Source organism: Paraclostridium sp. AKS73, from assembly GCF_025671395.1.
In the GTDB taxonomy this organism is placed as follows: Bacteria; Bacillota; Clostridia; order Peptostreptococcales; family Peptostreptococcaceae; genus Paraclostridium; species Paraclostridium benzoelyticum.
The window spans coordinates 1-15,473 of sequence record NZ_JAIXHU010000013.1 but is presented as its reverse complement, the minus strand read 5'-3'; the positions used below and the strand labels follow the sequence as shown (position 1 = coordinate 15,473).

Here is a 15,473-nt window from a genome sequence, read left to right as displayed (position 1 = left end):
GAAGTATCTAATGAATTAGGAATAGAACTTGAAGGTCAAATTCCAAAACTAAACGATGTTGAAAATTCTTTAGTTGAAGTGCAAGGTAAATTTGGAGATTTAAACGAAACAATAAATCTTGCATCTAATGGTGTTGTTAAAGCTACTGATTTAGTTAAAGATATTCAAAAAGATTTACCTTTAATAAAAAATACTATAAACCAAGCTCAAGGATTGTCAGCTGATGTTCAAAAGTTTTTAAAGAGCTCTCAAGATAGTATAAATAAAGTTGCTCCTATAATAAAAAATGATATAGGTTTAATGAATGATATATCTAACTCAATTATGGATACTGCAAATGCACTTAACAATGCAATTAAGAATGGTTCTGATGATGCTATAATGCTAATAGATAATCTATCAAGTAAGTTACATAATTTAGCAACTATAAATAATTCTGTTTTAGAGTTTTTAACTAAATTAAATAACCTTACTCAAAACCATCCTTTAAGTGATACTATAAATAGATTAAAGGATTTAGATTCAAAATTAACTCAAGGTATGAATTCTTTAAGCTCGATAAAGAGTCAAATTCAAAGTGGACAAACACCTGCAGATGATGTTTTAGGTAATGTCTTAAAGATAGGCTCTGACATACAGTCAATTACATCTTCATTATATAATAATTTTGATGGTAAAGTTTCAGGACCTATAAATGATATATTTGAAAAGGGATATTCAGTTAGTGATGATGTTATAAAAACACTTCAAGAAGCTGAAAATAAACTTCCTCAGGCTGAAGATATACTAAATACTACACTTAAGTTGTCAGATAAAGGTCTTGAAGGAATCAACTACGCTAAAGAAAAATTACCTAAAGTAGAAAGTATGGTAAATGAACTTACTGATGCAGTTAAAAAGATAAATGACGAAGAAAATCTTAATGATTTAGTTAAATTGCTTAAAAATGATATAGTATCTAAAAAGAATTTCTTAAAAGAACCTGTTACGGTTAAAGAAAATAAGTTATATCCTATAGAAAATTATGGATCAGCTATGACTCCATTCTATACAGTATTATCACTATGGGTTGGATTGCTTTTGCTATCTTCACTTTTATCTGCTGAAGTCCATGGAGATTATAAATCTTATGAAGTTTATTTTGGTAGAGGACTTACATTTGTAGCAATTGCAATAATCCAAGCACTAATAGTAAGTTTAGGAGATATTTATGTTCTTGGTGTAAAACCTGTAGATCCAGTTCTACTAGTATTAGGTTCTGTGTTTACAAGTATAGTGTTTACAGCTATTGTATACTCTTTACTTTCTGTATTCGGTAATATGGGTAAAGCTATGGGAATTATACTTTTGGTTATCCAAGTAGCTGGTTCAGGTGGTACATTCCCAATAGAGGTTACACCTGAGTTTTTCCAAATGGTAAATCCATATCTCCCATTTACTTATGCAATTTCTATGTTAAGAGAGTCTGTAGGTGGGGTTTATACTCCTGTATTATATAGAGATTTATCTATTCTAACATTCTATATAGTAATTTCTCTTATAATTGCATTACCTCTAAAAAAACCTATAAACAAAATTTATCATAAATTTAATGAAAAATTCAGCGAGAGTGGTCTTTCTGAACATTAAAAAAAGAGATAGGATAATTCCTATCTCTTTTTTAATAATCATATTCTGTTATGTTTTCACACATAGTTATATTTATAGTCTTATCTAGTGAGTTTTTGTATGATAGTAAAAGTTCATTAAGCTCTGCATCAACAAGATTTATCTTTCCTTTACTTATTAAAGTAACTTGTTCTTGATCTAGTATAATTCTTATATCATTATGATCATTTTTTATATATGTTTCTACAGAAGCTTTTGGTTTTATCTTAAAATTATATTTTTCGTAAAACCCTATACTTTTTTTTATTTCTTCAAAATTGACATTGTCCATATTACTTAAATCTATATTTTTAGGATCTATACCAATATTCTTTAATTGTTCATCAATTTCAGAAGAATCCATTCCATATCTCTCCATAAATTTCTTTTGTATATTTATAAATTTTTCTTGAGATATGTTATTTTCATTCATATATTCCATTATTTTTTTAGAAAACTCGACCATACTCATACTACCACTCATTACTGAGTTATACAGAGTATATATATATTGTTCAAACTTATCTACATCAGAATCTTTTACTTTATTTTTTAATTCATTGAAATCAATTATTCTATCGTCTGACATCGCTTTACCTCCTGATTAACCTTTATCTTTTAACCTTATTACTATTATATTCTAATAAAGTTTTAATGTCTACATATTGAAATTTAGCTTATATTTAATTTATATTCTCCACTAAATTAATATATTATAATGTATTTTAATTTAAATGTTAAAAGCCCTTAGATAATATCTAAAGGCTTTTGTTTATATAATAAAATTTATTATATTCATAAAATTAGATCTGCTTTTGGAGTTCTAGGGAATGGTATTACGTCTCTTATATTTGCCATACCAGTCATATACATTATTATTCTCTCAAACCCTAATCCAAATCCTGAATGAGTAGCTGTTCCGTATTTTCTTAATTCTAAATACCACCAGTAATCTTCTTCATTTAAATTCATTTCTTTTATTCTATCTAATAATACATCATGTCTCTCTTCTCTTTGAGATCCTCCAACTATTTCCCCTACACCAGGAACTAAAAGGTCCATAGCTCTAACAGTTTTTCCATCTTCATTCATTCTCATATAGAATGCTTTTATGTCTTTTGGATAATCTGTAACAAATACAGGAGCTTTAAATACTTGTTCTGTTAAGTATCTTTCATGCTCTGTTTGAAGGTCGTCTCCCCATTGAACTGGATATTCAAACTCATGACCTGATTCTTGTAACATTTCTACAGCTTTAGTATATGTTATCCTAGTAAATTCAGAGTTTACTACATTGTTTAATCTTTCTATTAATCCTTTATCTATGAAACTATTAAAGAATTCCATTTCTTCTGGAGCATGTTCCATAACATAACTTATAACGTATTTTATCATATCTTCTGCAAGTTCCATGTTATCTTCTAAGTCAGCAAATGCTATTTCAGGCTCTATCATCCAAAACTCTGATGCATGTCTTTGTGTAAATGAATTTTCTGCTCTAAATGTTGGTCCAAATGTATAAACATTTCTAAATGCAAGTGCCATTATTTCAGCATTTAATTGTCCACTAACTGTTAGGTTAGCTTCTTTTCCAAAGAAGTCGTTAGAGTAATCTATTGCACCTTCTTCAGTTTTAGGTATACTATTTAAATCCATAGTTGTTATTCTAAACATTTCTCCAGCACCTTCACAGTCACTTCCTGTTATAATTGGTGAATGTGCATATACGAAGTTTCTATCTTGGAAGAACTTGTGTATAGCATAAGCTGCTAAACTTCTTACTCTAAACACTGCTGAAAAAGTGTTACTTCTAGGTCTTAAATGAGCTATAGTTCTTAAATATTCTAAAGTATGTCTTTTCTTTTGTAATGGGTATGAACTATCTGATTCTCCTTCTAGTTCAATATTAGTTGCATGTATTTCTACAGGTTGTTTTGCTCCTTCTGTTGATACTAGTTCACCTTCAACTAGGATTGATGAACTTATTGGAAGCTTAGTTATTTCTTTAAAGTTTCCTAATTTTTCATCTGATATTACTACTTGCATATTTTTAAAGAAACTTCCGTCATTTAATTCTATAAATCCGAAATTTTTAGATGCTCTAGATGTTCTTATCCATCCAGCTACTTTTACCCTTTTCCCGATGTATTCTTCTTTGTTTCTGTAAAGATCTTTAATTTCTATAAAATCTCTTTGCATTTTATGTCCTCCTAAAATTTAAATTTAAATATTAAAAAAAGCCCTTCATCCCAAATAAAGGGACGAAAGACTATTACTATCGCGGTACCACCCTAATTGCCATAAAAATGGCCTCTTAGCTAAGCATTGCTTATGGTCTATAACGGGACCTTCCGTCTAAGCCTACTCTATTAAATTTCGGTTAGAGACTCCGAGATGTTCTTCAATATAAACTTCGTATTGAGCTTTCACCGTCCTCAAATCGCTATAACTACATTTTATACCTACTCTTCTCTTCACTGTCTTTATTTTTATATTATTTCAATTATTACTAAGATTATACCAACTTATATTTTCCTAGTCAATGTTTTATTTTTCATAAAATTTGTATATTTTCACAAATTTTATAATACTTCTATGTAGGAGGGTATTTTATATGAAATATGTATTATTAATTATAGTTGTATTGCTCTTCATAGGCCCTGTAGTTGATGATTGCTCTTCTTTGTCTCAGGTTTTCAAAGAAGCTATCTATAATTATATAACTTGTTTAGATACTTCTGTAAATTATTTATCTGAAAACGTACCTGCTTTTAATGATTTAACTGAACTTTCTTATAATAAAGCTTATACGAAGGTTATGGATGGGCGTCACTTGGTAAAGCATTTAGTTAACTCAGGAGAAACTATAGACGATATAATAAAATCTTACAATACCAATATTGAAGACATTGATGATTTTAGAAAGGTTATTTACAAAGAAAATATAGATATTATTTCTAGTGATTATAATATAAAATCAGGTGAATATATACTAGTCCCTAGTGAATAAAAATACGGAGTTAATAAAAACGCTACTTAATTAAATTAAGTAGCGTTTTTGCTTATAATTTACTTCCATTATCTACCCAATCTTTAGCTTCTTCAACATTATTTAACGATGGTATCGATACCTTACTATCGTCTTTTAACTCTTTAGTTCCTGCCCATGCTGCTGTATATTCATTGTTCACAGGTCTATGAGCTTTTAATCTTTTGTTTCCTTCTCCATTTAGTGGCTTGCTTTTTTCATTTGTCATACTAATCACCTCTTTTTTTATTTTGTAATTAGTTTTTACATTATAGTCTATAAAATTCATATTATTCAAAGTTCTTTGCAATTTCTACTATAGTATTTTTAAATTTAATATTCCATACCCTTGCGTAATATTCGGATATATATATATATCTTTTTAGTAGCACCTAGCATTAAATATGTTTTTAATGGTTGAACTGACAGTAATTCTTCAGCAAATTCATACTCTGAAGTTATATACTCAAGTATAATTGCTAATACTCCACTTACTATTGAAGAACTAACTCCAGTTCCAATAGATGTATTGTATGAACTATTTATATAAGTTGATATTATGTCTACTCCTGGAGCTACTATATCTGGTTTAATAAGGTCTAAATTTACAGGTCCCTTTGAAGATCCTATCCAAATACTATCTGTTTTATCGTTATAGGCTCCTATAGTTATTACATTTTCAGATGCTGCATACATACTTATAGTAGCTTCTGATGCTGGATCTGAAAATCTTGTTTCTTCAGAAATTATATTCTTATTTGGTAAATAAACATCATAGTTTCCTTCTATTATAAATTCAGGAATCAATCTAAGGGTCCATATACCAGGCTTTATATCATACAAACTTATTGTTAACTCCTCATTACCTGATTCTAACCAAGGATAAGAAAGTCTCATTTCATAAGGAGTGCTTTCTAAATTAAATTTTCCTTTATACACATAATAATCAGGTGAATACATAATTTTATAGCTCATTTCACCTGCTGGAGATATTATCATGGCACCAATTTTATCAGGACCATTTACAACTAATTTTATATCTAAGTTTGTTTGCTCTCCTACTTGTATGATTATATCATCTACTGTTTCTTTATTTTTTATATTACCTCTATAATGAATATCTGTATTTCCTTCATTTCCAGCTCCACTTACTACTATATTTCCAGGTTGTGATAGTTCATTAAACGTAGATAACATAGTCGACTCAACTATAGATTTAGAAATCAGTCCTACAGTTAAATTTATTATCATATTTTTATTTTCTTTTTTTGCCACATCTAATACATACCTTATAGATGCTAAAAAATCTGATCCTTGGTAGTTTATCTTTCCTTTTTTATATGTGTCTTTATATTCTCTAAGCTTAACAACAACCAATTTACTGTCAATTGCAACACCTTTATATTGAGAATTTAGATTCCCCCTACCTGCTGCTATGCCTGCTGCTGTAGTTCCTGTTCCTATACTATCTTCACTTAATGTTTTATCGTTTTCTTCTATAGCTTTATTTATATCCTCGCTTGTAAATTCACTTCCAAATATTAATCCATCTGGAGGATTTTTTTTCACTTTCTTGATCCCATATAGATATTATTTTTGTTTTATTGTTTTCCATAAAATCTGGATGTAAATAATCTATCCCTGAATCTATTATTGCAATTAAAACATTTCTTCCTGTTGATTGTATATATGGGTTTTTATATATATAATCTGTTGAAGCTGCATCTGATACACTTACTCCTTCATCTAAATTATTAGTTATTTCAATTAAAGAACTCATTGGAATAGAACTTTGCCACCAAGTAATACTAGGAATTCTATTTAAAGTTTCTTCTCTGAAATTTTGCGGAACATATATCACAGTAAGGCTAGGATTTAAAATCATATATTTTTCTATTCCAGCTTTTTTTAAATCAGATGCTATATCACCTGTATAAATTATAAGGTAGGATTTTTCCAAAATAAAACTTCCTCCTTTTTATTTGAGTTGGTCAAAAGCCCCTCTAATATCCAAAATACCATATCCATAAATATCATTTGGATAAACTATTTCTGAGTTTCTTTTAGCTCCAGCACGTATATAGGTTCTTATAATATTTGTAAATCCTTTAGATGGATAATATTTGTCGACTACTGTATATTGTAAATACAGAGCAATCGCTCCTGATAAATAAGCTCCTGATGCAGATGTACCTGTTAATGTTGCATATTTATTTCCAGGATATGTTGAAATTATATTTACTCCTGGAGCTACTATATCAGGTCTTAACAACCCGTTTATTGTAGGCCCTCTAGATGATGGTGGCCATATACTATTTTCAACTAAATTATATGCACCTGCTGAAATTACATCCCTATATGTAGCTGGATAGTTAATAGTATATGCTGATGTAGAGTCTCTAAACTTGGTTCCAGGATTTATTATTGCTCGATTTGGTAAATAAGCATTGTAAATCCCATTTGTTATATACTCACCTCTTAATCGTATCTTCCATATTCCTTTAGTTGCATTTTTAAGAAGTACTGTTATTTGTTCTTGCCCAGAATATTCAGTGGGATATACATACGTTATTACATACCATGTAGATTCAAGATCGAATAGCCCTGAAACCTCGTTATAACTAGATACTGTTATAAATTTACTTTGTTCTCCACTAGGAGCTATAACTGCTGCACTTATTTTATCCGGCTTATTTACCCATATATTTATTTCTAAAAGACTTTCATCTTCAAAAATCTCAATTTCTATATCTTTTTGTTGTCCCACAAAGTTTACTTTACCCATTGAATGAGTTTGAGTATTTCCTTCATTTCCTACTGCAGATACTATACATACACCCCTTGCAAAGTGAGGTTCTTTTCTTAATGTATTCTCTTTTGCTCCTATTAAGTTATTACTTCCTAAAGATAAATTAATAACTATTGGTTTATTCAACTCTATGGATTTTTCATATGCATACATAACTCCAGCTTTTAAAAATGTACTATCATAATTTCCCTCAATTTTTTTTAACTTTACTATTATAAGTTCTGAATCTGGTGCAACCCCTGAATATTGCTTATTTAAATTGCCAAGGCCTGAACATATTCCACTGATCATAGTTCCATGACCGGTTTCATCTTTAGTTAAATTGTTATCGTTAGCTTGTATAGCCTTGTTTATATCTTCCCTTGAATACTCAGTTCCTATTTTGTACCCTTTTGGAGGATTTCCATCTTCAGTTTGGTCCCATATATATGCTATTTTAGATGTTTTATCAGGATATATAAAATCTTCATGCAAGTAATCTATACCTGAATCTAAAACTGCAACTAATACCCCACTTCCAGTTATGGGTATATTCAAGTTATTTTGCAAAAATTAGCTCCTATCTCTTCTTTAGCAACCACTCCATTACTAGTATCTCTGCTTATTGTACCTAGCTGATTCATAACAAGACTTGAATCTATGAATTTAAAACCTTCTATTTTTAATAATTTATTATATCTTTTAGGATCTTTAATCGGTAGTGTTAATACCCCCTCTGTATCACTTATTTCATAGTAAGTATAATCTAATCCAATTGCTTTAAGTTCTTCTTCAAAATTAGGTCCATGTTCTACATGATATCTAAAAGCTAAATCAAGTGGAAGGTCTAATCTACTTAGCTCTTTAACTTTTTTTTTTCTTTTTTCTATAAAGTAAATCATATTCTTTATTTAAATTAGATATATTATCTAATCTAACATCTGTTAAATCTAAAAATCCAAACCCCATAGAATTATTTGGATATGTATCTATAGAACTCCTTTTTGATTCTTTTAATAAAAATGCCTTTATTTTTTGTGAGTACAGAAATAGATCATTTTTGTCAACGATTCCCCACTGCATTAATAACGATACTACCCCAGTAACGTGTGGAGTTGCCATGCTAGTTCCAGTTAAAGCTCCTATACTACCACCTGGAAGTACTGACAAAATGTTTTCTCCTGGTGCTAATAAATCTGGTTTGTAAATATTCTGATCAATATCTCCTTCTCCTGAGAAAATAGATACAGTATCTGTAGTTGAGTTGAAGCTCCCGACTGTTATAACTTTATTAGCAGTTCCTGGAACTGTTACTGTTAAATTTTTATTAGCTTCTAAAAAGCGTGTATCTTTACTAATACCTTCTGATGTAGGTAAGTATATACTTATATCTCCCATAACTACATTTATAGGTGTAAAAACCAACTTCCATATACCTGGATTTATAGATGCAGATGAAGTAAGCTGTACCGATATTCTTCGAGATAAAGAATACGGAGCTATTGGGTAAAAATATCCTTTTACTCTAGTTCCCCCTAATACATTTTTTATTTCTCCTGAAGTTAAAGATATTTCCTGACTCTTTATATTTGATGGATTAACTATATAAACACTAAAATCATCAATAAATTGAGGCCATATATTTATATTTAAAATCTTCTCATTTTCTCCAACTACAAATTCAACTTCTGTTGTCTCTTTATCCAGCTTTATACTTTTATGACCATCTTTATCTCCATTATTTCCTGCTGCTACAACTATATTGTTTTTCCAAAATGCAGACATATCATCAATGTATTGTTCAAATAAAGATAAACCTCTATGTGAGCCTTCATTGCTCCCGTAACTTATGTTTATAGCTACTGGCATTTTTAACTCTAATGCTTTATCTAAGATAAATTTAATTGCTCTCATGAATTCAGTACTTTTAGAAAAGACATCTGTTAATACGCTTCCAACTCTTACAACAATTAAATTAGCTTCATCAGCTATTTGACAGGCTATTCCAGCTACATGTGTACCATGTGTACTTGTCGGAGATATAGGTATAGTTAATTCTCTTTTAATTGCCTTGTTTATATCTTCATTTGTGTATAAAGTTCCATACTGAAATCCTTCTGGTGGTTTCCCTTGTATTGATTGATCCCAATAATAAAGTATTTTAGAATTACCATTTGAATCCTTGAATAAATCTATATTGTAATCTATCCCTGAATCTATAATTCCTATAATAGTCCCTTTTCCAGTTAATCTATTTGTATTTTTAAATCTCGTAATTCCAGTTCTTGAAAACTTTGTATATCTTGAGTTGTCAATATAAATGGTTTTTCTAAATACTCAATTTGTGGATAATTTAAAAGTAAGTCAATTTTTTCAGGACTTTCAGTACTTATAATTGCATAATTGTAACCTAATATTTCAACTGATACTCCTAAATCTTTTTCTATTTCAAGTATATCTCCGTTATACTTAACAATTACTTCATAATTTATAAAAAACACCTCCTCTATAAAAAGATGGCCTCCATTCTATACCTTAGAATTTATTTCCATTACTATATATATTCATATTACTTTTATTGTATAATAGATATATTACTTTATTTTTCATTTTTAAAATTAATTGAAAGGATGATTTTAGTTGAAAGGTATCAAAATTAATGTTAATTTAGTTTTAACACTTATACTAACATATGTATTTATCAAGTTCATAGACAACTATAAGTACTTTTTCAATATAGTAAAGCTATTATTGTCTTTACTAACACCTTTTATTATAGCGTTTATTTTAGCTTACATATTTTCACCAATTGTAAATTTTTTAGAGCGTAACTTAAAACTAAAAAGAATTTATTCTTTACTTATAACCTATGGACTTTTAATTTTTATTATAATTTCGTTTGTATTTTTTACAGCGCCTATTATAATAAATAGTTTAGCTGATATTATTAGTCAATTTCCAGTGTATGCAAAACAAACACAATCTTTCTTTATAGAAATTGGAGATCAGTTAAAAAATATTGATCCTAAAACTTTAAAAGAAGTTGCGGATAAAATATTTTCAGCTATGCCTCAAATAAGTAACCTACTTATTGGATATTTAGGTGATATATTTACAACAACTTTTTCTATTTCTAAGTTTATAGTTCAGTTTATATTAGCTTTTATAATTTGTTTCTATATAATTTTAGAAAAAGAGAGATTTATTTCATTTTCAAAAAAAACGATGTATGTACTAATAGGCGAAAAAAGAACATCGTTTATTTTAGAAGTAGGAAACAGCTTAAACGAAAATATAGGAAAGTACTTCGCTGGTAAAATTTTAGATTCATTTATAGTGGGAGTTATATCTGGAGTTGGGCTTTATCTTATCGGGTCTCCATACGCTCTATTATTTGGAACTTTAATAGGTTTTATGAATATGATTCCATATTTTGGTCCTGTAATAGGTATGACCCCTGTTGTTTTAATCAATTTATTTTACAATCCTAGTGTTGCATTATTTTCATTAGTATACTTAATTCTAGTTCAACAAGTTGAGATTGCATTTATAGAACCTAAAATAGTAGGTGGCCAACTAGGTCTTAGTCCGTTTTTCACAATTTTGGCTGTTACAGTTGGCGGGGGGTTTTTGGTATACCAGGTATGATTCTTTCAGCTCCTTTAATGGGTGTTTTTAAGATCTATTTAGTTAACTTTATAAACCATAAATATAATTCTACATTATAGTAAATAATTATACTTTTTAAACATTTTTTTAATTACAATTTAGTAACCTCAAGTAACAAGTATGTAACTGTTATAATACAATTAATTTATGGTAATATTTATGTATAGAAGATAACATATATATTTGAAAAGAGGTAATGATATGAAAAAATTAGTTATTGTTTTATTTGTTTTCTGTAGTGTATTATTTGTTACTAACCCAATTTTAAAATCTTCATTCGCAAATAATGATTCAAAACCTAGTAACGAAGCCACAAAGGTTGAACGCTCAGTCGTCGAAGAAAATAAAAGTAATAAAACATTAGAAACTAATACTGTATCTGATATAGATAATAGTGATTCTAATAAAGATATCACAGCTAAAGAAGTTAGTACTTCTACTAACAACAAAAACTCTGATTTAGAATCTAAAAAAGAAGTTTCTAATGCAGTTGATTCAAGTAAGAAAGAAGTTTCTAAACCTAATGAAACTAACAAAAAAGATGATATTGTAAAAAATAATGATTCTAGTAATACTGAAACTAATAATAAGCAAAATGTTTCTAAAGATGAAAATGTTAATAAAGATCAAGATGCTGTTAAACCTGATAATTCTAATAAAGATGTTGATAATAATAAATCTGCTGAAGCTAACAAAGATGAAAACACTGATATATCAAAAGCTTTAAGCAAAGATGACGCTTTAAACTTACTATTAGATATGAATCCAAATTTAGTTTATGCTTACCAAGGTGATGAAAATACATTCACTGTTTTAAAAGATAAAGGTCTTTCTGGATATGTATTTTTACCTAATGCAGATACTGATTTAGGATATTTTGTAGATAAAAACACATCTAGTATCTACTACTTCCATCCAAGTGGATACTTAGAAAAATAAAATAATAAAAATCCTGAGAGTACATTTTAAAATGTACTCTCAGGATTTTTTATTTGTAAAATTGGCTTTTCAACTTCAATTTCAGTTTTCTTTTTTTCTAAATTTAAAATATCACTGCTTTTACTAGATCCTTGAGATGAATTTGCTACAACATATACATCCATGTTTATATCTTCTAATAAATTAACTGGAATAGTTATCTTATTCTCACTTACTCCATGTTGGTATAACTCAAACCCTCCATTTGGTGAAGTTATATTATTTCGTACATATATACTATATGTGCAATCAAAGTTTTCTAACTTATCCCATGAAAGATTTATATTCCCATCATCAGAAATAGTTCCTTCTATATTTTCAACTTTGTAATCTTGAATATTTTCTGAACTTTGATGTTCTTTTTTAATATTTATTGTATCACTTCGTTGAGTATATACTCCATCAGATTTACCTACAACATATAAATCTATATCTGGTTTATCTATGCCTTTTAAGTCTACAATAATAGAAGCTTTTACCTTTTTATCTTTATCTAATTCATCTTTTTCTACTCTTATTGATTTAATTAAACTGAAATCTTTTTCTCCTTTAGAATTATTTTTAAGATATATTTCATACTCTGGAATATCATCTAAGTAATCCCAAGAAAGATTTATTTCCAAATTATCTCCATTTATTATAGAGCTAGCTTCTAAGTTTTTAATTTTCTTAGATTCTGTATTTTCTTTTAATACATTTACAGTTATTATTTTACTTTTACCACCACAAGTAACTTTTACCTTCTCACTACCTTCTCTAAGACCTGTTACAACTCCATCACTTGAAACCTCAATTGCAGTTGATATTGGTAACTTAAATCCAACAATTTCATAATTCACCTTAGGATGTTGTAAATTTTTAGGGTATGTTTCTACTTTTACCCCTAAGCTTTTTTCTTCATTTATATGAACATTTATATTATTGTTACTATATAAATTAGAAACTTTAGCTTGTATGTTAAATTTATATTCTTTAGTTTTATCTCCAGCTTTTATTTTCAATGTAGAACTTCCAACTCCAATAGCTTTAACTTGATTATTTTCAACTTTCAAAACTTTTTCATCAGATATTTCATATGTATATTTTTCTTTATCATTAAATTTAAAGTCAACATCTACATTTACATCTATAGGAGAAGTATCTCCTACATACTTTAACTGATTTATAGATACGTCTAAATTTTCTACTTTTGGGTTTACCACCCTTATAGTAGCTCTTCTTATAGCTCTACTATCTTTCATAATCATAATTGCCGAGTATCCTTCTTTTATACCAGTTATTGTATCACCTTTTATTGATAAAATATCGGAGTCAGACGCTTTATACCCGATGTTAGGCTTTGATGAATACGGTGGTATAACAATATATTCGCCACTATTTACCTTTATAGAATCGCCTAATTTTATTACATATTCATCTATATTTTGAATATATTCACCTTTAGTTATCCGCAGTTCTACACCTTTTACTAGTGGACTTACTATTCCATATTTGAAAAGAAAATACTGGCCTATAAGTATAGCTATAATAAATACGCTACAAAAATAAAATTTATTTTTTCTCCCTCCAAAAATTCATTAATCCACTTCCTTACTAAATTAAAAGACTACTTTATTAAGTAGCCCTCTAATATGATATTTCTTATTAAAATTATATACTATAATGTACATTTTTAAAACTATTTACAGATATTTTATGCTATTATTTAGGATATAAATTTCATTTATTCATAAATTTAGATTAAGTAAAATTCTGAAGGATAAAAATTCACTTTAACTGAATAACTTCATATATTATATAAAAAAGCTTACAGAAAACCTCTGTAAGCTTTTTTTAACTACGCGCTAACTTTGCTAGCTACTAAAAGTTCTTTTGAAACATATGCTACTAAATCTACAGTTCTGCATGAATATCCCCATTCATTATCGTACCAAGCTACTACTTTAACTAGATTTCCATCATTCACCATAGTTGATAATCCATCTACTATTGATGACTCTGAAGTTTGTTTATAATCTACAGATACAAGTGGTAAATCTGAATAACCTAATACTCCACTTAACTCCTTCTTAGCTGCATTTTCTAAAGCTCTATTTACTTCTTCAACTGTTACATCTCTGCTAAATTCACAAACTAAATCTACCATAGAAACACTAGGGCTTGGAACTCTTACTGCAAATCCATTTAATTTTCCTTCTAAATCTGGTAATACTTTTGCCACAGCCTTAGCTGCTCCTGTTGTCGTTGGTATCATAGAAACACCAGCACTTCTTGCTCTTCTAAGATCTTTATGTGTCTTATCTAATATTTGTTGGTCATTAGTGTATGCATGAATAGTAGTCATTAGTCCTTTATTTATTCCAAACTCAGCATCTAAAACTTTTACTACTGGGGCTATACAGTTTGTAGTACAAGAAGCATTAGATATTATATGATGTATGCTATTGTCATACTCATTTTCATTTACACCTATTACTATAGTCTTGTCTTCATTTTTCCTGGAGCAGTAATTATTACTTTTTTAGCTCCTGCATTTATATGCTTTTGTGCATCCTCTTTTTTAGTAAATTTCCCAGTTGACTCTATAACTATATCTACTCCTAATTCTTTCCATGGTAAGTTTTCAGGATCATTTTCTTTTAATACTTTTATTTTTCTTCCATTTATAATTATATTTTCTTTTCATCTGTTTCTACTTTACCTCTAAATATTCCGTAAGAAGAGTCATAAGTAAATAAATGTGCTAACGTTTTAGCATCACTTCTTGCATTTATAGCTACTATTTCAAACCCATCCAAACCGTTTTCCTCAACTATTCTTAAAACCATTCTTCCAATTCTTCCAAATCCATTTATTGCAACTCTTGCCTTCATAATAAAGTCCTCCCAGTTTTTTTATATTAATTTATAGTATGTTTTATTTGTTTATTTAGTGTAACCTTTTTAACTTTTCTCACTTATATATATAACACTTTATCTTATTTAGGTCAACACTTTTACTAAAAAAAACAACTAAAAAAGATTGCTTGATTTTATCAAGCAATTCTTTTTTAAATATTTTCTTCTATTTTTTTATTCAATCTAGCTAGCATGTTCTTTGCAAAACTAGCAATATCTGCTGGAACACCCATGCTCGTAGCTAATACGGTATAGCAGTGGATAGCTCTTTTATAGTCTTTTTTACCAGTATAAGATTTAAAAGCTTCTTCTGATAAATCTTTGCATATAATTTGCATTCTTTCATATCTTCTTCTCAAATCTATTCCCCCTATGAAAGTAGTGTATATTTATATATATGTTTTTATATACACTAGTTACACTAGAAACTAGATTATTTTATTTTAATTTTATTTTTTTAAATAAT

At 28.5% G+C, this 15,473-nt stretch carries 15 protein-coding genes, 1 pseudogene and 1 other annotated feature; of the genes and pseudogenes, 4 read left to right on the top strand and 12 right to left on the bottom strand.

Annotated elements, in window-relative coordinates:
• Positions 1-78: 78 nt before the first annotated feature.
• Positions 79-1,629 (top strand): YhgE/Pip domain-containing protein, encoded by a 1,551-nt coding sequence (locus LEQ07_RS08990; RefSeq protein ID WP_263330302.1) that lies wholly within the window; start codon positions 79-81, stop codon positions 1,627-1,629.
• Between the two features lie 31 nt (positions 1,630-1,660).
• Here LEQ07_RS08990 and LEQ07_RS08985 read toward each other — a convergent pair whose 3' ends face one another.
• Entirely contained in the window at positions 1,661-2,236 is a 576-nt protein-coding gene (locus tag LEQ07_RS08985) for a DUF3867 domain-containing protein (RefSeq protein ID WP_263330301.1), read from the bottom strand.
• Positions 2,237-2,442: 206 nt separating this feature from the next.
• Positions 2,443-3,846 carry an asparagine--tRNA ligase gene (asnS, locus tag LEQ07_RS08980; protein WP_263330300.1) on the bottom strand — a complete coding sequence of 468 codons (1,404 nt, stop codon included), beginning with the start codon at positions 3,844-3,846 and terminating at the stop codon, positions 2,443-2,445.
• A 55-nt stretch (positions 3,847-3,901) separates the two neighbouring features.
• Positions 3,902-4,134, bottom strand: a binding site (T-box leader).
• Positions 4,135-4,261: 127 nt separating this feature from the next.
• Here asnS and LEQ07_RS08975 point away from each other — a divergent pair.
• On the top strand, positions 4,262-4,657 hold the full coding sequence (locus LEQ07_RS08975; RefSeq protein ID WP_021429209.1) for a hypothetical protein: 396 nt from the start codon (positions 4,262-4,264) through the stop codon (positions 4,655-4,657).
• A 52-nt stretch (positions 4,658-4,709) separates the two neighbouring features.
• On the opposite strand, the gene LEQ07_RS08970 is transcribed toward LEQ07_RS08975, so the two are convergent.
• The 7 genes from LEQ07_RS08970 to LEQ07_RS08940 all read right to left on the bottom strand — a co-directional run bounded on the left by LEQ07_RS08970 (position 4,710) and on the right by LEQ07_RS08940 (position 9,964).
• A complete protein-coding gene (locus LEQ07_RS08970) occupies positions 4,710-4,904 on the bottom strand; it encodes a CDIF630_02480 family spore surface protein (RefSeq protein ID WP_021428933.1) in 195 nt (64 codons plus the stop codon).
• A gap of 104 nt (positions 4,905-5,008) precedes the next feature.
• Positions 5,009-6,244, bottom strand: a complete 1,236-nt coding sequence (locus tag LEQ07_RS08965; protein WP_263330299.1) for a S8 family peptidase — start codon at positions 6,242-6,244, stop codon at positions 5,009-5,011.
• A complete protein-coding gene (locus tag LEQ07_RS08960; protein ID WP_263330297.1) occupies positions 6,204-6,635 on the bottom strand; it encodes a hypothetical protein in 432 nt (143 codons plus the stop codon). Before LEQ07_RS08960 ends, LEQ07_RS08965 begins: the two co-directional genes overlap by 41 nt.
• 18 nt (positions 6,636-6,653) lie before the next feature.
• Positions 6,654-8,033 (bottom strand): S8 family peptidase, encoded by a 1,380-nt coding sequence (locus LEQ07_RS08955; RefSeq protein ID WP_263330296.1) that lies wholly within the window; start codon positions 8,031-8,033, stop codon positions 6,654-6,656.
• Complete coding sequence (locus LEQ07_RS08950) at positions 8,018-8,365, bottom strand: hypothetical protein (protein WP_263330295.1); 348 nt, start codon at positions 8,363-8,365, stop codon at positions 8,018-8,020. Before LEQ07_RS08950 ends, LEQ07_RS08955 begins: the two co-directional genes overlap by 16 nt.
• Positions 8,328-9,659 carry a S8 family serine peptidase gene (locus LEQ07_RS08945; protein ID WP_263330353.1) on the bottom strand — a complete coding sequence of 444 codons (1,332 nt, stop codon included), beginning with the start codon at positions 9,657-9,659 and terminating at the stop codon, positions 8,328-8,330. Before LEQ07_RS08945 ends, LEQ07_RS08950 begins: the two co-directional genes overlap by 38 nt.
• Positions 9,660-9,709: 50 nt before the next feature.
• Entirely contained in the window at positions 9,710-9,964 is a 255-nt protein-coding gene (locus LEQ07_RS08940; protein WP_263330294.1) for a hypothetical protein, read from the bottom strand.
• A gap of 139 nt (positions 9,965-10,103) precedes the next feature.
• Between LEQ07_RS08940 and LEQ07_RS08935 the strand changes: the two genes are divergently transcribed.
• Positions 10,104-11,111, top strand: a complete 1,008-nt coding sequence (locus tag LEQ07_RS08935) for an AI-2E family transporter (protein ID WP_263330293.1) — start codon at positions 10,104-10,106, stop codon at positions 11,109-11,111.
• A 222-nt stretch (positions 11,112-11,333) separates the two neighbouring features.
• Positions 11,334-12,071 (top strand): hypothetical protein, encoded by a 738-nt coding sequence (locus LEQ07_RS08930; protein ID WP_263330292.1) that lies wholly within the window; start codon positions 11,334-11,336, stop codon positions 12,069-12,071.
• A gap of 26 nt (positions 12,072-12,097) precedes the next feature.
• Here LEQ07_RS08930 and LEQ07_RS08925 read toward each other — a convergent pair whose 3' ends face one another.
• The 3 genes and pseudogenes from LEQ07_RS08925 to LEQ07_RS08915 form a co-directional block, all read right to left on the bottom strand.
• Positions 12,098-13,357 (bottom strand): hypothetical protein, encoded by a 1,260-nt coding sequence (locus LEQ07_RS08925; protein ID WP_263330291.1) that lies wholly within the window; start codon positions 13,355-13,357, stop codon positions 12,098-12,100.
• A gap of 590 nt (positions 13,358-13,947) precedes the next feature.
• Positions 13,948-14,983: pseudogene (gap, locus tag LEQ07_RS22505) on the bottom strand (type I glyceraldehyde-3-phosphate dehydrogenase).
• Between the two features lie 176 nt (positions 14,984-15,159).
• Positions 15,160-15,366 (bottom strand): hypothetical protein, encoded by a 207-nt coding sequence (locus LEQ07_RS08915; protein ID WP_263330290.1) that lies wholly within the window; start codon positions 15,364-15,366, stop codon positions 15,160-15,162.
• Positions 15,367-15,473: the final 107 nt, after the last annotated feature.